This window comes from Actinotalea sp. JY-7876, assembly GCF_014042015.1.
In the GTDB taxonomy this organism is placed as follows: domain Bacteria; phylum Actinomycetota; class Actinomycetes; order Actinomycetales; family Cellulomonadaceae; genus Actinotalea.
In genome coordinates, this window is sequence record NZ_CP059493.1 from 1,071,776 (window position 1) to 1,088,567 (window position 16,792).

The following is a 16,792-nucleotide window of genomic DNA, read 5'->3' on the forward strand; positions in this document are numbered from 1 at the left end:
CCCTGCCGCGGGTCAGCGGGCGGCCGCGCCGCTCCGCACGGTGGACTCGGAGCGCAGGACGCGGGCGTGGTCGACGGTCCGGCACGGTCCGGTGAGCCGGACCCCGGCGCGGGGCCAGTCGCCCTCGCTGGAGCCGCCCGCCATGAACGTCAGGGTGCCGGGCTCCACCACGCGCTCGCCCCGGATCCCCGTGAAGGAGCTGAGGTCGGCGTGGACGGTGAACGAGACCACGGCGCTCTCGCCCGGCGCCAGCTCGACCCGGCGGTACCCCACCAGCTGCCGGACCGGCCGATTCACCTGGGCGACAGGGTCGCTCAGGTACAGCTGGACCACCTCGGCGCCCGCGCGAGGCCCGACGTTGCTGAGCTCGACGGTCAGCTCCACGGCGCCGTCGGTCGGGACGTCCTCGTGGGTGACGCGGAGGTCGCCGTAGCGGAACTGCGTGTACGACAGGCCGTGGCCGAAGGGGTAGGCGGGCGTGAGGTCGAGGTTGCTGATCCGGTCGACCTGGCGGGTCAGGAGGCTGCCGAGGTACGTCTGCGGTCCGCTCGTCGCGACGGCCGGCACCTGGACCGGCAGCTTGCCGCTGGGGTTGATGCGTCCGGACAGCACGCCCGCGATCGCGGACGCCCCCTCCTCGCCCGGCATGAACGCCTGCACGACGGCCGCGGCCCGCGGGGCGTGGGCGCCCAGCGCGTAGGGCCGCCCGGACACGACCACGAGGACCGTCGGTGTCCCGGTCGCCAGGACGGCGTCCACGAGCTCGTCCTGCACGCCCGGCAGGCGCAGGTCCGCCGCGTCGCACCCCTCGCCCGAGCTGCCGCGGCCGAACATCCCCGAGCGGTCGCCCACGGTCAGGACGCACACGTCGGCGTCCCGCGCCGCCGCGACCGCGGCCGCGATGCCCGCCCGGTCGGTCCCGAGCACGTCGCAGCCGCGTTCGACGGCCCACGCCGCCGCCGGGAGCTCCGCCGCGAGCGCCTCGGCGATCGTGGGGACCTCGATGCCCAGACCCAGCTCGGGATGCCGCGGCAGCACGTGCACCGGGTAGGAGTAGCAGCCCATCAGCGTGCGGGGGTCCTGCGCCAGCGGGCCGACGAGGGCCACGCGGGCCGGGCCGTCGCCGAGCGGGAGCACCCCGGCTGCGTTGTGCAGCAGGACGATCGACTGCTCGGCCACGGTCCGGGCCAGCAGCCGGTTCGCCGGGCTGTCCAGGTCGATCGGGCCCGCCGCGTCCGTGGTCGGCGGCGTCGCGTCGAGCAGCCCCAGCTCGAGCTTCTGGTGCAGCACCCGCCGGGCCGCCCGGTCGACGAGCTCCTCGGCGACGGCGCCCGAGCGCACCTGCTCGACCAGCCGGCTCCCGTAGCCGGCCACGTCCGGGAGCTCGACGTCGATCCCGGCACGCAGGGCGAGCGCGCCCGCCTCGGCGACGTCGGCCGCCACCCCGTGGGTCGTGGCGAGGAACGCGACCGCCCAGTAGTCCGAGACGACCGTGCCGGTGAACCCCCACGCGTCGCGCAGCACCGACGTGAGCAGCTCCTCGGAGGCGCCGACGGGCACCTCGTCGATCGCCGAGTAGGAGTTCATCACGGAGCGGGCGCCGCCCTCGCGCAGCGCCATCTCGAACGGTGGCAGCAGCACGTCGGCGAGCTCGCGGCGGCCCACCGAGACCGGCGCGTGGTTGCGCGCCGACCGGGACGCCGAGTAGCCGACGAAGTGCTTGAGCGTGGCGACCGTCCCGGTGGACTCCATGCCGCGCACGTACGCGGCGCCGATGGTCCCCACGGTGTACGGGTCCTCGCCGATGGTCTCCTCGACCCGGCCCCACCGGTAGTCGCGGACGACGTCCATCACGGGGGCCAGGCCCTGGTGCACGCCGAGGCGGCGCAGGTCGCGCCCGATCGCGGCGCCGACCTCCTCGACCAGCTCGGGGTGGAAGGTCGCGCCCCACGCGAGGGGGATCGGGTACACCGTCGCGCCGAGCGCCGCCACGCCGGTGAGGCACTCCTCGTGCGCGATCGCGGGCAGGCCCAGACGGCTCGCGCGGGCGAGGCGCGCCTGGACGCCCGCGAGCTTGGCCGCGCCCTCGTCCGCCGGCACCGGCTCGGTCCCGACGACGCGGGTGAGGTGGCCCAGGCCCTGGGCCGCCGCGTCGTCGAACGCGGGGCGGTTGGCGCCGAGCGTGTCCTGCATCGGGGCGATCACCTCGCCCGGCCCCCGCGTGTCGAACCAGTAGCCGCCGAGCTGGCCCACCTTCTCCTCGAGCGACATCGCCGCGAGCAGCGACGCGACGCGTCGCTCCGCCGGCAGGTCGGCGTCGTGCCAGGTGGTCGCGGCCGGCCGCTCCGTCTCGTGGGGCACGGTCAGACCTTCCGGTTGGGCAGCGGCGGGTGCGTCGTGGAGTCGCGGACCACGAGGGACGTGGCGATCTCGATGTGGTTCGAGTCGAGCGGGACGCCGTCGTGCACGCGCAGGACCGTGTGCAGCGCGCGCCGGCCGATCTCCTGCAGCGGCTGTCGCACGGCGGTCAGCGGCGGGCTCGCCCAGCCGGCCACGGGCGTGTCGTCGTACGAGACGACGCTGACGTCGCGCGGCACGGACAACCCCACCCGCCGGGCGGCCTGCAGGACGCCCATGGCCTGCACGTCGCTCGACGCGAGGATGCCGGTCGGGCGGTCGGGTCGCTGCAGCCACGTCCACGCGACGTGCTCGGCCTCCTCGAGGTTGAACCCCACCTGCTGCGCGTGGCCCGCGACCAGCTCGATGCCCGCCTGGGCGCAGGCCGAGCGGAAGCCGTCGAGCCGCGCGACGGCGCTCATGGACTGCGCCGGCCCGGCGACCACCGCGAGCCGGGTGTGGCCCAGGCTCAGGAGGTGCTCGGCGGCGGTCCGACCGCCCAGCCAGTTCGTCGAGCCGACGGAGACGACGTCGGGATGCGTGAAGTCGAGCGGGTCGATCACGACCACCGGCAGCCGCGCGTGGACGATGCTGCCGTAGACCTCGGGGCCGAGGCCCGCGGTCAGGACGATCGCGCCCAGGCGTCCCGACGCGGCGAGGCGCTGGGTCCAGGCCGTGCTGGACTCCGCCGCGCCGTCCGGCGTCCGGCGCAGGAAGCGGCCCACGACGATGTCGACCCCGTGCTCCTCGGCGGCGAGGGTCGCCCCGCGGAGGACCTCCATCGCGTAGGCGCTGTTGAGCACGTCGACCATGAGCTCGACGGTCCGTTGACCTGCCGAGCGCCGGCCCGCCGGCGTCTTGTAGCCGAGCTGGGTGATCGCGCGCTCGACGCGCTCGCGCGTGGTCGCCGCGACGTCCGGACGCCCGTGGACGACCTTCGACGCCGTCGCGACGGAGACCCCCGCGTGGGCCGCGACGGCGGACAGGTTCGGGCGCGCACCGTTGGGCTTGGTCACCGCGGTCCTCCAAGGTTCGACGCGACTGTACCCACGGCACCGAAAACATCAAAGCGTGGGCCGGCCGCCTCAGGCCGTCCGGTCTCGGCCGAAGCGGACTATTTACACGGCTGCCGCGTCGTCGTACTGTGCAAGCGTTTCGACGAAGGTCCGAAAAGTTTTCGCCACGACGAAGTGGAGAGACGCCATGTTGAGGCACACACGCACGCGCCAGGCCGCCGCGGTGACGGGCGGCGTCGTCGCAGCCCTGCTCCTGGCGGCCTGTGGTTCCGGCGCCACACCCGAGCTTGGCCAGAGCAGCGAGCCCGAGGCAGCCGCGGGTGACTCCGCGGGCGGCGGGGCCGTCGTCTGGGCGGTCGAGAGCTCGCAGTCGGACACCTACGTCGCCGCGGTGGAGCGGTGGAACGCCGACCACCCCGACGCACCCATCGAGCTCCAGCTCTTCCCCGACAACGGGTACAAGGACAAGCTCCGCGTCGCCCTGGGGGCCGGCGAGGGGCCCACCATGATCTACAGCTGGGGCGGCGGCGGGCTCGAGGCCTTCGTGGAGCAGGACCTCGTCGAGTCGCTCTCGGACCTCGCCGCGGACACGCCGGAGATCATCGACCGGTACCTGCCCGCCACCCTCGGGGGCGTGACGTTCGACGGCGAGGTCTACGGCGTCCCGATCAACAACATGCAGCCGGTCGTGCTGCTCTACAACAAGGACGTCTTCGAGCAGGTCGGGGCGGAGCCGCCGGCCACGTGGGACGACCTCATGGACCTCGTGCCCACGTTCACCGAGGCGGGCGTCGCGCCGCTGGCGCTGGCGGGCCAGAGCAAGTGGCCGCAGCTGCCGTACCTGGCGTACCTGGTCGACCGGGTCGGCGGGCCCGAGGTCTGGGACGCCGTCGCGGCGAACGAGCCCGACGCGTGGTCCGACCCCGCCGTGCTCGAGGCGGTCACGATGATCCAGGACCTCGTGGAGGCCGGGGGCTTCGTGGAGAACTTCTCCTCGATCTCCTACGAGAGCGGCGCCGCGGACGCCCTGCTCTACACCGACAAGGCGGCCATGCTCGTCATGCTGAGCCAGGCGTACTCGAACATCGCGAAGACCGCGCCGGAGTTCGCCGAGTCCGGGTCGATGGGCTACGTCCCCTTCCCGGCGGTCGACGGCGGCGCGGGCGACCCCGCGAACCTCACCGGCAACCCGTCGAACTACTGGTCCATCACGACGGCGGCGTCCGACGAGGAGCAGGCCACCGCGCTGGCCTTCCTCGAGGAGCAGGTGATGAACGAGGAGTACACCGGCGAGATCGTCGGACGCTCGGCGGTCCCGGGGGTCACAACGGCCGAGGACCTCATCGCCGAGAGCGACGACGAGTACCCCGGCTTCGTCTTCGACCTCGTCGCCGAGGCGCCGCACTTCCAGCTCTCGCTCGACCAGGCGCTCTCGCCCGCGCAGGGCGAGGCGCTCAAGACGGCGCTGGACCAGGTGTTCCTGCTGCAGATCACCCCGGAGCAGTTCGCCGAGACGATGAACGCCACCATCGAATGAGCGCTCCCGCACAGGCCGTGCGGGAGCGCGGCAGGACCGCGCTCCCGCACGCCGGGCCGTCGCTGTGGCTGCTGGCCCCGGCCGCCCTCCTGTTCGTCACGTTCGCCGTCGTGCCGCTGCTGGGCGCGATCGGGCTGTCCCTGACGTCGTGGAACGGCCTGGGCGTGCCGGCCTGGACGGGCTTCGACAACTGGCGGGACGTCTACTCCGACCCGGTCACGTGGCACACGATCCGGCTCAGCCTGCTGGTCATGGTCGGCTCGTGGGTCGTCCAGACGCCGCTGAGCCTGCTGCTCGGCGTCTACCTGGCCGGGGGCAGGCGCAGCCGGGCGGTGGTCGGGGTGGCCTACTTCCTGCCGCTCCTGCTGTCGTCGGCGGCCGTCGGGCTGACCTGGAAGAACCTCCTGGACCCGAACTTCGGGCTGACCAGCACGGCGCCGGCCGGCCCGCTGTCCCACGCGTGGCTCGGTGACCCGCGGACCGCGCTCGCGGCCGTCGTCGTCATCGTCGCGTGGCACTTCGTCCCCCTGCACACGCTGCTCTACCAGGCCGGGGTGCGGCAGATCCCGCGGTCGCTGTACGAGGCGGCCGCGATGGACGGGGCCAGCACCCTGCAGCAGTTCCGGTCGATCACGCTGCCGCAGCTGAAGTACACGATCGTCACGTCGTCGGTGCTCGTGCTCGTCGGCTCCCTGACCTACTTCGACCTCGTCTTCGTCCTCACCGGCGGGGGCCCGGGCGACGCCACCCGGATCCTGCCGCTGCACATGTACCTCACGGGCTTCCAGGCGACCGAGATGGGCAAGGCCAGCGCCATCGCCGCGGTGCTGGCCGTCATCGGCCTCCTGCTGTCCCTCGCCCTGACCAGGTTCTCCGGGTTCTCGCGCATGCAGAGCCAGCAGGAGGGGCTCTGATGACCGTCGTCGACGAGGCCGCCCCCCGCACGTCCGAGCGGGCGCCGGCACCCACCGGGCGCCGCGCGCCGTCGTGGCGGGTCAACTGGCCGGGAGGCGTCGGCGCGCTGGTCTGGCTCGTCGTCGTGCTGGTGCCGATCTACTGGGTGCTCATCACGAGCCTGCGCACGCAGCAGGACTTCTTCGGCGACCACCCGCTCGCGCTGCCCGCCGAGCCCTCGCTCGACAACTACCTCGTGGTGTTCGAGCTGGGCTTCGCGCGGTACTTCCTCAACTCGGGGATCGTCACCGTCGCCGCCGTCGCGCTGACCGTCTTCGTCTCGCTCTTGGCGGCGTACACGATCGTGCGCAGCTCGCGGCCGCTGGCCCGCCGCGCGTTCTCGCTGTTCCTGCTCGGCCTCGCGATCCCGGTGCAGTCGGCGATCATCCCGATCTTCTACATGATCACCAAGCTCGGGCTCTACGACAGCCTCACGGCGGTGGTCCTGCCGTCGGCCGCGTTCGCCATCCCCATCACCGTGATCATCTTCTGCAGCTTCATGCGCGACATCCCCGGCGAGCTCTTCGAGTCGATGCGGCTCGACGGTGCGGGGGAGTGGCGGATCCTCTGGCGGCTCGTGCTGCCGCTGAGCAAGCCGGCCATCCTGACGACCGCGATCTACAACGGCGTGAACGTGTGGAACAACTTCCTCTTCCCGCTGGTCCTCACGCAGAGCCCTGGTACGCGCACGCTGCCCCTGGCACTGTGGACGTTCCAGGGCGAGCTCACGATCAACGTGCCGGCGATGATGGCGGCCGTCGTGCTCTCGGCCCTGCCTCCGCTCACGCTCTACGTCTTCGGCCGGCGCCAGCTCGTCGCCGGCCTGACCGCGGGGTTCGGCAAGTGACCGAGCCCCACGACCCCCGAGGAGCATCGATGCCCGCAGGTCCCCGACCCACCGCCGAGAGCTGGCCGATCGCGGCCGCCATGCTGCCGTTCCCGCCGTCGCAGGACGCCCCCGCCGAGCAGTGGGTCGACCAGCTCGCGGAGGTCGCGTTCGAGGGCTTCGACCACGTCGACGTCACCGACTCGTGGGTCCGGGCGGGCGACCTCGAGCCCGCCCGCCTGGACGAGCTCAAGGACGCGCTCCGGGCGACCGGCCTGGCGCCGGCCGCCCTGTCGGCGATCCGGCGCAGCGTCATCGACCCGGAGCAGGGCGCCGACAACCTCGCCTACTCCCACCGCACCATCGACGCCGCGGCGGAGCTGGGCTGCTCGGTGGTCAGCGTCGGCCTGCACCGGCCGCTGCTGCCCGGCCAGCGGGAGGCGTTCTGGTTCTGGACGGCCCAGGGCCCGGTCGACGCGACCGACCGGGACACCTGGCAGCTCGCGGTGGACCGGCTGCGCGAGCTCGGGGAGCACGCCGCCGACGTCGGGCTCGAGCTCTCGCTGGAGATGTACGAGGACACGCTGCTGGGCACCGCCGAGTCCGCCGTCCGCCTGGTCCAGGACATCGACCACGCGGCCGTCGGCCTCAACCCCGACCTCGGGAACGTCTTCCGCCTGCACCGGGAGATCGAGGACTTCGACGCCGCGGTGCGCCTGTGCCTGCCGGTCTCGAACTACTGGCACGTGAAGAGCTACTACCGCGACGAGGACCCGTCCAGCGGCGCGGTCGTGACCCTGCCGGCGCCGATGGAGCTCGGGTCCGTCAGCTACCGCCGGGCGGTGGCGGTCGCGCTCGACGCCGGCTTCACCGGTCCCTTCTGCGTCGAGCACTACGGCGGCGACGGGCTCTCGGTCTCGGCCATGAACGCCCGGTACCTGCGCCGCCTGCTCGCCGTCGCCACCGGCGAGGCGCGCGACGCGGTGCTGGCCCGGACGCGCGCGGGGGTGACGCGATGACCACCCGGGTCGCCGTCCTCGGGCTCGGCGCCATGGGCCTGCCCATGGCCACCTGGCTCGCGCGGACCATGGACGTGACGGGCTTCGACCTCAGTGCCGAGCGTCTCGCGCTCGCCGCCGAGGGCGGCGTCCGGCCCGCCCCCAGCGCCCGCGAGGCGTGCGAGGCCGCCGACGTCGTCGTGGTGGGGGTGCGCGACGGCGCCCAGCTGCGCGCGGTGCTCGGTCCCGACGGCGCGGGCACGGGCCTGCGCGCCGGCGCCGTCGTCGTCGTCACCTCGACCGTCGGCGCCGCCGCGGTGCGGGCAGCCGCCGCGGAGCTCGCGGCGGCGGGTGTCGCGACCGTGGACGCGCCGGTCTCCGGCGGTCCGGTGCGGGCGGGTGCCGGGGACCTGCTGATCATGGTGGGGGCGGACGACGCGGCGCTCGAGCTGGCGCGGCCCGTGCTCGACGCCCTCGCGTCGACCCTCGTCCCGCTGGGCGGCGTCGGCGCCGGGCAGGACATGAAGACGGTCAACCAGCTGCTGTGCGGCATCCACACCGCCGCGGCCGCCGAGGCGCTGGCCCTGGCGCAGCGGCTGGGGCTCGACCTCGACGCCGCCGTCGACGTGCTCGGCCAGGGCGCCGCGGCGTCCTTCATGCTGGCCGACCGCGGCCCCCGGATCGCCGCGCAGCTGCGCGGGGAGGTGCCCCCGACCCGGTCGCGGCTCGACGTCATCGCCAAGGACATGGGCATCGTCGGCGACCTCGCCCGGGAGCTCAAGGTCGCGACGCCGGTCGCCGGTGCGGCCGAGCAGCTCTACCGCGTCGGCCTCGCGGCCGGCCTGCACGCCGCCGACGACTCGGTGATCTCGACCATCCTCACCAGCGCGGAGGGCACCCGATGAGACCGCTCGCAGACGACCCGGCGACCTTCGCGGAGGACATGCTCGAGGGCTTCGTCGACCTCTACCCCTCCTACGTCCGGCTCGTGCCCGGCGGGGTGGTCCGCGCCGCGGGCCCGACGCCCGGCAAGGTCGCCGTCGTCGTCGGGGGAGGCTCGGGGCACTACCCCGCCTTCTGCGGTCTCGTCGGGCCCGGCCTGGCCGACGGCGCCGTCGTCGGCAACGTCTTCACGTCACCCTCGACCGCCGACGCCGTCTCGGTGGCACGCGAGAGCTCGGGCGGCGCCGGCGTCGTGCTGCTCACGGGCAACTACGCGGGCGACGTCATGAACTTCACGCTCGCGCGCGACCAGCTCGTCGCCGCCGGGATCCCGGCGGAGTTCCTCGTCGTGACGGATGACGTGGCCAGCGCGCCGCAGGAGGCCGACCGGCGCGGGATCGCGGGCGACCTCACGGTGTTCAAGGTCGCGTCCAGCGCGGCGGAGCACGGCCACGACCTCGCGGGTGTCGTGGCGCTCGCGGAGCGCGCGAACGCCCGGACGCGCACGCTCGGCGTGGCGTTCGACGGCTGCACCATGCCCGGGACGAGCGAGCCGCTCTTCCGGGTCGCCGAGGGCACGGTGGGGCTCGGGGTGGGTATCCACGGCGAGCCGGGCATCGGGGAGATGCCCGTCATGACCGCCGCCGAGCTCGGCGAGCTCTTCGTCGAGCGGCTGCTGCAGGAGGCGCCGCCGGACGCCGGGACCCGGGTGACGGCGCTCCTCAACGGGCTGGGCCGGACCAAGTACGAGGAGCTCTTCGTGCTGTGGCGCACCGTGCGCCGGGCCCTCGGCCGGGCGGGCCTCGAGGTCGTCGCGCCCGAGGCGGGGGAGCTGGTCACCAGCCTCGACATGGCGGGCTGCTCGCTGACGCTGATGTGGCTGGACGACGAGCTCGAGCGGCACTGGACGGCACCCGTCGACACCCCGGCGCTGCGGCGCGGGGCCGTGCCGACCACGACGTCGGCGTCGCGGGCGGCCGCGGTGGCGCGACCCGCTCCGGTCGCGGCGACGGCCGGCCGGCCCACGCCCGGGTCCGACGGCGCCCCGGCGGCCGCCGTCACCGAGGCGGAGCGCGTGCTCGCCCGCGCGGTGGTCCAGCACCTGGCGGTCGCGCTGGGTGCGGTCACGGACGCGGAGGCGCGCCTGGCCGAGCTCGACGCGGTCGCCGGCGACGGCGACCACGGCCGGGGCATGGTCCGGGGCCTCACGCACGCCCACCGCGCCGCCGAGGCCGCCGCCGAGGCCGGCGAGGGCGGGCGCGCGGCGCTCGTGGCTGCGGGCCGTGCGTGGGCCGACCGGGCGGGAGGCACGTCCGGGGTGCTGTGGGGCTCCGCGCTCGTGGCCGCCGCGGAGGCGATCGGCCCGTCCGCCGCCGACGTGACCGCCGCCGTGCGTGCGGGCCTCGACGCGGTCGCGACGCTGGGCGGCGCCTCGCTCGGGGACAAGACCCTGCTCGACGCCGCCCTGCCCTTCGCGGAGGCGCTCGCGCTGGCCGCCGACGGCGGGGCGGGGGTGCTCGACGCGTGGGCGGCCGCGGCGCCGACTGCGCTCGAGGCCGCGGAGGCGACCGCGGACCTGCGCCCGCGCGTCGGGCGCGCACGCCCGCTCGCCGAGCGCAGCGTGGGCTGGCCCGATCCGGGGGCGACGTCGTTCGCCCTCGTCGTCGACGCGTTGGCACGTCCCGTGGCCGAGGCGGGGGAGGGGCGATGACCGGCTGGCGGGTGGTCGTCGGGTCCGACGATGCCGGGCTCACCTACAAGGACGTGCTCGCGGACCTGCTGCGTGCCGACGCCCGCGTCGCGTCGGTCGAGGACGTCGGCGTGCGCCAGGGCGAGGTGACGGCGTACCCCCACGTCGCCGTCGAGGCCGCGAGGCGCGTGGCCGCGGGCGGGGCGGACCGGGCGCTGCTGGTCTGCGGGACGGGGCTCGGCGTCGCCATCGCGGCGAACAAGGTGCCGGGGATCCGCGCGGTGACGGCGCACGACAGCTATTCGGTCGAGCGGTCCGTGAAGTCGAACAACGCGCAGGTGCTGTGCCTGGGGCAGCGGGTCATCGGCGTGGAGCTCGCCAAGCGCCTCGTGACCGAGTGGCTCGACCACGCCTTCGACCCGGCGTCGGCCTCGGCCGAGAAGGTCGCGGCGATCGACGGCTACGAGGACGAGGCGGGCGCCGAGCAGCGCGCCGAGTGAGCCCGGGGCCGAACGGGTCGGGCCGCCGCTCGACCCGTTCGTCCCGCGCGTCGTCTGGTACAACGAGACCGGCGACGAGCGGAGGTGGCCGGGTGACGACTGACGCGCGGCGGCACACCGTGCTCGCCACGGCGCAGAGCGAGGGCTTCGGCTCGCTGCTCCGGCGCCCGACCTCGCGCAGCGAGCGGTTCGCGATCGGGCGCGGGCTGCGGCGACAGGTGCCCCGGCGCACGCTCGGGGACTGGGAGGTGTCGGCGGACCGCCGCGACCCCGTCGCGCTGATCCAGGAGTCGCACGACGGCAGGCTCGCGGAGCTGGTCCCGATCCGGGTCGCGCGCATGATGACCTCGCCGTACGGGTTCCTGCGTGGCACGGCCGTCGTCATGGCCGCGGACGTCGCGGGGCTTCCGGCCACGGGGATCACGCCGGTGATCTGCGGCGACGCCCACCTCGGGAACTTCGGGTTCTACGCCTCGCCCGAGGGCGAGCTGGTGATCGACCTCAACGACTTCGACGAGGCCCACCCCGGCGCGTGGGAGTGGGACCTGCGTCGGCTCGTGGCGAGCATCTGGGTGGCGGGACGCCAGAACTCGGCGAGCGAGGACCAGTGCGCCGACGCCGTCCGCTCGTGCGTGGCGGCGTACCGGGCGGAGGTGGACTTCCTCGCCGAGCAGCCGCTGCTCATGCGCTCCTACAACCGGCTCGACGTCGAACGGCTCCACGAGACGGCCACGGAGAAGACGCTGCGCGACGAGATCGAGCGCGCCGTCCGCCGCGCGAGGACCAGGACGAGCGACCGCGCGCTTCCGCGCTTCACGCACGAGCACGAGGGGCGGCGGCGGATCGTGGACCAGCCGCCGCTCATCACCCACGTCCCGGACGACGACGCCGAGCACCTCGCCGCGGCCCTGGACGGGTACCTCGAGACGCTCCCACCGCACTGGCGCCGGGTGCTCGGGGGGTACACGCTCGTCGACCTCGCGCAGAAGGTGGTGGGCGTCGGCAGCGTCGGGCTGCGCGCCTACGTCGCGCTGCTCGAGGGCAGCGCGCCCGACGACGTGCTCTTCCTCCAGCTCAAGCAGGCGCGGCGCTCCGTGCTGGCGCCCTTCGTCCACGGCGACTCCGCGTGGCACGCGCACCAGGGCCAGCGGGTGGTCGAGTACCAGCAGGCGCTGCAGACGGTGAGCGACCCGTTGCTCGGGTGGACCACGGCGGGGGACCGGCAGTACTACGTCCGCCAGTTCCGGAACATGAAGGGCACCGTGCCGCTGGACGCGATCGACGCCGCGGCGCTGGCCGACTACGCCGGCATCGTCGGGCACCTGCTCGCCAAGGGGCACGCGCGCACCAGCGGGGCGTCCATGATCGCCGGGTACGCGGGCCGGTCCGACAAGCTCGACCGGGCCATGGTCCGCTTCGCGCGGGCCTACGCCGACCAGACGGAGCTCGACCACGCGCAGCTGCTGCGTGCCGTCCGGCGCGGTGCGCTGCCCGCCGCCGAGGGCGCGTGGGACCAGGTCGGCAACGCCTTCCGGCCCTAGCGGGCGGAGGTGCGCGGCCGGGTCCGGGTCGGACCGGCTCCGTGCGGCCCGGCCACGGCCTCAGCCCAGGGCGCGCTCGCTGTTGGGCGTCGGGCGGCACACCAGCACCGGGCACGGCGCGGAGTGCTGCACCCGCGAGGCGGTGCTGCCGAGCAGGATGGTGCGGGTCAGGCCGCGGCTCCCCGAGGCCAGGGAGATGAGGTCGGCGTCGACGTCCTCCGCGGCGCGGATGATCTCCTGCGCGGGGGACCCGCTGCGGATCTCCTTGTGGATGCGCGGGCCCCAGCCCTCGAACTCGGCGGCCACGATGTCGACCGCCGCCCGGGCCTCGCGGACGAAGTTGAGCTCGGTGAGCGGGGCCGGCTCCTGCGGACCCAGGTCGTTGGCGAACGGGACGGCGGCGTAGGGACTGACCACGGCCACGACCGTCACGTCGGTGATCTCGCGGGAGTCGGCGATCCACTGGAACTGCCGGGCCGCGACCAGCGAGGCCCGCGAGCCGTCGGTGGCGACGATGACGTGCATGGGTCAGAGCTCCTTCGTCGTGGTGGTGGGCGCGCCGGGGACAGCAGCCTGCCCGGTGCCCCCCGGGCCGGGCTGCCTGCCGGCGCGGAACTTCTTGAGCAGGTACAGCACCAGGCCGACGGCGAGCAGCCCGCCGACCCACAGCAGCGCCGCCGGGTCGTCGATCAGCGTGTACACCAGCACGAGCAGGTTGCCGGCGATGCCGGCGATGAGCAGCGGGGTGTTGGCCCGGTAGGTCCCCGGGGCCTCGTCCCGGCCGCGCAGCCTGAGGCAGGCGACGATCACCAGGGCGTAGATGAACAGCAGGAAGACGACGGTGACCGTCGCGAGGCGGTCGACGACGTCGAGCTGCTCGTCGACGGGCAGGGCGGACTGGGTGGACCGGACCGCCGCGCCGATGATCAGCAGGGAGCCGACGACGAGTGCCCCGAAGATCAGCGCGACGTACGGGCTGCGGCGCGCGGGGTGCAGCTTGGCGAAGACCGACGGCACGACGCCCTCGCGGGCCATGCCGTACAGGATCCGCGACTGCGCGACCACGGTGACGAGCGCGGTGTTGCTGATCGCGATCATGGCGACGAGCCCGAACACGACGAGCATCACCGTGGCGGGGACGATCAGCAGGTCCGCCTCGATCACCGCGAGCAGCGTCTGCCCCGCGAGCTCGTCGATGGGGACGGTGAGGGCGGCGGCGACGGAGACGAGCACGTAGACCACGCCGGCGGTGAGCATGCCGCCGATGAGCGCCCGCGGGAACGCGCGGGAGGGGTCGATGGTCTCCTCGGCGACGTTGGCGGCGTTCTCGAACCCCGTCATGGCGAAGAAGGCGAGGGAGACGCCGGCGAGCACGGCGATGACGGGCGAGCCCTCCGCGCGGAACTCCAGCAGCACGCCCGGGTCGTTGACACCCTGCATCACGGCGATGACGCCGATCGCGACGACGACGACCAGGCCGCTGAGCTCGATGAACGTCATGATGACGTTCGCCACGACGGACTCGGTGATCCCGATGAGGTTGACGACGGTGATCACGGCCACGAAGACGAGCGCGACGACGGCCGCCACCCAGACGGACTCCTCCGGGATCCCCACCACGCCGCTGAAGTACCGCACGAAGCCCGAGGCCAGGGATCCGACCGCGGCCATGTTGGCCGACAGCATGCAGATCGTGATGAAGAAGGTCAGCAGCGGGTTCCGGAACGCCTTGTTGATGTAGAGCGAGGCTCCGGCCGCCTGCGGGTACTTCGTGACGAGCTCGGCGTACGCGAGGCCGGTGACGGCCGCGATCGCGACGCCGACGAGGAAGGCCATCCAGAAGGCCCCACCGACCGCCGCGGCGACGAGCCCGACGAGCACGTAGATGCCCGAGCCGAGCACGTCGCCGACCACGTAGAAGTACAGCTGCCGCGCGGTGATCGAGCGCTTGAGCTCGCTGCGCGTCCCGGCTTCCGCCGTCGCGGGAGTGGTCATGCTCGACCGTAGGTGATCTGTGTGACATGCGCGCGTCGTCGGGGTTACGACGTCGTGCGTGATCGCGGCGGCGCCGAGGGTGCGGCGCCCAGGGAGGTCAGGCGCCCTGCTGGACCACCTCGAACGGTGCGCGACCCGAGACCCGACCCTCGATGCCCGCGGTCACGAACTCCTTCGCCCGCGCGACCGCCGGGCCGACCTCGGCGCCCTTCGCGAGCTCCGCGGTGATCGCGGCGGCGAGGGTGCAGCCGGCCCCCGCGACGCGCTCGCGACCGACCTTCGGCGTCCTCAGCACCGTGACGTCGTCGCCGTCGAGCAGCACGTCGACGGCGTCGTCGCCGGGCAGCTCGACCCCGCCCTTGGCCACGACGTACCGCGGACCGAGCTCCTGGATGCGCCGGGCCGCCTCGGTGAGCTGCTCGACGGTCTCGACGCTCTCCATGCCCGACAGGGCGCGGGTCTCGAAGAGGTTGGGCGTGACCACCGTGGCGAGCGGGAGGATGTGCTGGCGCAGCGCGTTGTCGGTGTCGAGCGCCGCGCCGGGCTCCTGGCCCTTGCAGATCAGCACCGGGTCGAGCACGACGTGCCGCCACGGCTGCCGCCGCAGCCCTGCGGCCACGACCTCGATCGTCGCGGGCGTGCCGAGCATCCCGATCTTGACGATGTCCAGCTCGTAGGCCGCCGTCGCCGCCTCCATCTGGGCCGCGATGACCTCGGGCGGCACGGGGAAGAAGCGGTGCCCCCAGTCGTTCGCCGGGTCGAACGAGACGATGCAGGTCAGGGTGCCCAGCCCGAAGGCGCCGAGCTCCTGGAAGGTCCGCAGGTCCGCCTGGATGCCGGCGCCCCCCGTGGCCTCGGATCCGGCGATGACGTACGCGAGGTCGACCACGGGTGACTCCTGTCGGTGTGCTGTCGGCGTGCTGCCACCAAGACTGTCACGCCGACGCGGTCCCTGCGGTCGCCGTCCCACCGCGCGTCCACCCCAACCCCGGCCACCTGGCGAGGTCGCACGTCTGCAGCGAGGACGCACGTGCGCATGACCGTCGTCGGTGCGGATGTGCGACGTCGACCTTTGGGCGGGCGGTCGTACATTGGGTCATGCTCACCGGTGCGCACACCCTCCTCTACTCGAGCGACCCCGCGATGACGCGGAGGTTCTTCCAGGAGGTGCTGCGGTGGCCCTGTGTCAGCGAGGGTGAGACCGACGAGCCCGAGGAGTGGCTGATCTTCCGGACCGGTCCCAGCGAGCTGGGCGTCCACCCCACGGGTGGGCCGACCGGTGAGACCTGGGGACCCGAGGGGCAGCACCGGGTCGCCCTCATGTGCGACGACCTCGAGGCCACGATGGAGGAGCTGGGCGGCCGAGGGGCACGGTTCGACGGCGAGCCCCGCGACATGGGCTTCGGGACGGGGGTCGACATGCTCGTCCCGGGCGCGGGCCGCATCCTCGTGTACGAACCGAGGCACCCGATCGCGCTTCACCTCTGAGGGCGCGACGCGGGCTGCACGCCAGAAGGCCGTCGCCCACGAGGGGCGACGGCCTTCCGGCTGTCTGGTGGAGGTGGCGGGAATCGAACCCGTCGGGAGCTGTTGGGACGTGGTGGTTCGAGGCGCTGACCTGGGGGAACGCTGCGAACGGTTGTGGTCCCGGCGGCTCGGATCGACCGCGTTCGTTGACGGCGTCAACATGTCCAGGTGGGCTCGACTGCGCCCCGTGGAAGTGATGCGCGGTGTCTCCGTTGCGCGTCAGGGCGCGACGTAGAAGACGCCGTCGACGTCGCACCATTGGGCGCGTAGTCGGCATCCAGCGGCTCCTCGTTGAAGCCGCCGCCGAGGCTGATGCTGCTGCCGTCCGTGTAGGGCCTGCGGTTGTAGGTCAGGGTCGTGCCGTCCCACGTTGTCCGTGGTCTCTGGAAGATCGGCAGCCACGTCTGGCCGAACTCGTCCGCGATCACGACACAGGAGTCGGACACCTGCACGGTGCCCTCGAGGAGGGCGCTGTCGCCACCGTCGCTGCTGGGGGTGACGTAGGCAACCGGTCCGCCCTCGGCGGTGCCCGTTCCGCCCGCCGGCGTCGAGCACGCTGACAGCAGCAGCGCGAGGACCGTTCCGGCGGAGAGCACGGCGGCTTGCCCCAAACCCGGATGTCTCACGTGACGAGGCTAGTCGTCGCAGGCGACGTGCCGCGGGGTAGCCCAGTCGCGCGGCCGTCGTCGTCACCGCGGACAGCAGGCCGTGCACATTCGTCATCGTCTCGGGGGACAGCCCCTTCTCAGCCATCGCCCGCACCGACCCGGCGACGTGCCGGTCTCTCATGGCGGCCACCGGGTAGGGCGAAGCGCGGGGGCAATGTGGTTCGCGGCCGGCCGCGGTAGTGCGAAAGAGTGTCCGAGCCT

The 16,792-nt window shown here is 73.7% G+C and carries 15 protein-coding genes; 9 read left to right on the forward strand and 6 right to left on the reverse strand.

All coding sequences use genetic code 11. From position 1 onward, the window contains the following. Positions 1-12 precede the first annotated feature (12 nt). Complete coding sequence (locus H2O74_RS05075) at positions 13-2,361, reverse strand: beta-glucosidase (RefSeq protein ID WP_255491795.1); 2,349 nt, start codon at positions 2,359-2,361, stop codon at positions 13-15. A gap of 2 nt (positions 2,362-2,363) precedes the next feature. Then, on the reverse strand, positions 2,364-3,413 hold the full coding sequence (locus tag H2O74_RS05080; RefSeq protein WP_182113414.1) for a LacI family DNA-binding transcriptional regulator: 1,050 nt from the start codon (positions 3,411-3,413) through the stop codon (positions 2,364-2,366). A gap of 187 nt (positions 3,414-3,600) precedes the next feature. On the opposite strand from H2O74_RS05080, the gene H2O74_RS05085 reads away from it, so the two are divergent. The 8 genes from H2O74_RS05085 (at position 3,601) to H2O74_RS05120 (ending at position 12,401) form a co-directional block, all read left to right on the forward strand. Continuing rightward, positions 3,601-4,950 carry an ABC transporter substrate-binding protein gene (locus H2O74_RS05085; protein ID WP_182113415.1) on the forward strand — a complete coding sequence of 450 codons (1,350 nt, stop codon included), beginning with the start codon at positions 3,601-3,603 and terminating at the stop codon, positions 4,948-4,950. Beyond that, positions 4,947-5,864: a carbohydrate ABC transporter permease gene (locus tag H2O74_RS05090; RefSeq protein WP_182113416.1), complete on the forward strand. Its 918-nt coding sequence runs from the start codon at positions 4,947-4,949 to the stop codon at positions 5,862-5,864. The genes H2O74_RS05085 and H2O74_RS05090 overlap by 4 nt, the downstream gene beginning before the upstream one ends. Next, on the forward strand, positions 5,864-6,751 hold the full coding sequence (locus H2O74_RS05095) for a carbohydrate ABC transporter permease (protein WP_182113417.1): 888 nt from the start codon (positions 5,864-5,866) through the stop codon (positions 6,749-6,751). Before H2O74_RS05090 ends, H2O74_RS05095 begins: the two co-directional genes overlap by 1 nt. 29 nt (positions 6,752-6,780) lie before the next feature. Beyond that, a complete protein-coding gene (locus tag H2O74_RS05100) occupies positions 6,781-7,749 on the forward strand; it encodes a sugar phosphate isomerase/epimerase (RefSeq protein WP_182113418.1) in 969 nt (322 codons plus the stop codon). Beyond that, on the forward strand, positions 7,746-8,633 hold the full coding sequence (locus tag H2O74_RS05105) for an NAD(P)-dependent oxidoreductase (protein WP_182113419.1): 888 nt from the start codon (positions 7,746-7,748) through the stop codon (positions 8,631-8,633). The genes H2O74_RS05100 and H2O74_RS05105 overlap by 4 nt, the downstream gene beginning before the upstream one ends. Continuing rightward, positions 8,630-10,381 (forward strand): dihydroxyacetone kinase family protein, encoded by a 1,752-nt coding sequence (locus tag H2O74_RS05110; RefSeq protein ID WP_182113420.1) that lies wholly within the window; start codon positions 8,630-8,632, stop codon positions 10,379-10,381. Before H2O74_RS05105 ends, H2O74_RS05110 begins: the two co-directional genes overlap by 4 nt. Further along, positions 10,378-10,860 (forward strand): ribose-5-phosphate isomerase, encoded by a 483-nt coding sequence (locus H2O74_RS05115; protein ID WP_182113421.1) that lies wholly within the window; start codon positions 10,378-10,380, stop codon positions 10,858-10,860. The genes H2O74_RS05110 and H2O74_RS05115 overlap by 4 nt, the downstream gene beginning before the upstream one ends. 92 nt (positions 10,861-10,952) lie before the next feature. Next, positions 10,953-12,401 carry a DUF2252 domain-containing protein gene (locus H2O74_RS05120; protein ID WP_220458023.1) on the forward strand — a complete coding sequence of 483 codons (1,449 nt, stop codon included), beginning with the start codon at positions 10,953-10,955 and terminating at the stop codon, positions 12,399-12,401. A 60-nt stretch (positions 12,402-12,461) separates the two neighbouring features. Here H2O74_RS05120 and H2O74_RS05125 read toward each other — a convergent pair whose 3' ends face one another. The 3 genes from H2O74_RS05125 to thiD all read right to left on the reverse strand — a co-directional run bounded on the left by H2O74_RS05125 (position 12,462) and on the right by thiD (position 15,285). Next, complete coding sequence (locus H2O74_RS05125) at positions 12,462-12,926, reverse strand: universal stress protein (protein WP_182113422.1); 465 nt, start codon at positions 12,924-12,926, stop codon at positions 12,462-12,464. Positions 12,927-12,929: 3 nt separating this feature from the next. Beyond that, positions 12,930-14,396, reverse strand: a complete 1,467-nt coding sequence (locus tag H2O74_RS05130; protein ID WP_182113423.1) for an APC family permease — start codon at positions 14,394-14,396, stop codon at positions 12,930-12,932. Between the two features lie 97 nt (positions 14,397-14,493). Continuing rightward, positions 14,494-15,285, reverse strand: coding sequence for a bifunctional hydroxymethylpyrimidine kinase/phosphomethylpyrimidine kinase (gene thiD / locus H2O74_RS05135; protein ID WP_182113424.1), 792 nt, complete (start codon positions 15,283-15,285; stop codon positions 14,494-14,496). A 209-nt stretch (positions 15,286-15,494) separates the two neighbouring features. Here thiD and H2O74_RS05140 point away from each other — a divergent pair, with 209 nt between their 5' ends. Further along, a complete protein-coding gene (locus H2O74_RS05140) occupies positions 15,495-15,884 on the forward strand; it encodes a VOC family protein (RefSeq protein ID WP_182113425.1) in 390 nt (129 codons plus the stop codon). A 194-nt stretch (positions 15,885-16,078) separates the two neighbouring features. Here the strand turns inward: H2O74_RS05140 and H2O74_RS05145 are convergent, their stop codons facing one another. Continuing rightward, positions 16,079-16,549, reverse strand: a complete 471-nt coding sequence (locus H2O74_RS05145; RefSeq protein WP_182113426.1) for a hypothetical protein — start codon at positions 16,547-16,549, stop codon at positions 16,079-16,081. Positions 16,550-16,792 lie beyond the last annotated feature (243 nt).

Excerpts from the sequence above, each read along its gene's own strand:
- H2O74_RS05085 (WP_182113415.1), top strand. The coding sequence starts at position 3,601 with ATGTTGAGGCACACACGCACGCGCCAGGCCGCCGCGGTGACGGGCGGC.
- H2O74_RS05090 (WP_182113416.1), top strand. The coding sequence starts at position 4,947 with ATGAGCGCTCCCGCACAGGCCGTGCGGGAGCGCGGCAGGACCGCGCTC.
- H2O74_RS05095 (WP_182113417.1), top strand. The coding sequence starts at position 5,864 with ATGACCGTCGTCGACGAGGCCGCCCCCCGCACGTCCGAGCGGGCGCCG.
- H2O74_RS05100 (WP_182113418.1), top strand. The coding sequence starts at position 6,781 with ATGCCCGCAGGTCCCCGACCCACCGCCGAGAGCTGGCCGATCGCGGCC.
- H2O74_RS05105 (WP_182113419.1), top strand. The coding sequence starts at position 7,746 with ATGACCACCCGGGTCGCCGTCCTCGGGCTCGGCGCCATGGGCCTGCCC.
- H2O74_RS05110 (WP_182113420.1), top strand. The coding sequence starts at position 8,630 with ATGAGACCGCTCGCAGACGACCCGGCGACCTTCGCGGAGGACATGCTC.
- H2O74_RS05115 (WP_182113421.1), top strand. The coding sequence starts at position 10,378 with ATGACCGGCTGGCGGGTGGTCGTCGGGTCCGACGATGCCGGGCTCACC.
- H2O74_RS05125 (WP_182113422.1), bottom strand. The coding sequence starts at position 12,926 with ATGCACGTCATCGTCGCCACCGACGGCTCGCGGGCCTCGCTGGTCGCG.
- H2O74_RS05130 (WP_182113423.1), bottom strand. The coding sequence starts at position 14,396 with ATGACCACTCCCGCGACGGCGGAAGCCGGGACGCGCAGCGAGCTCAAG.
- H2O74_RS05140 (WP_182113425.1), top strand. The coding sequence starts at position 15,495 with ATGCTCACCGGTGCGCACACCCTCCTCTACTCGAGCGACCCCGCGATG.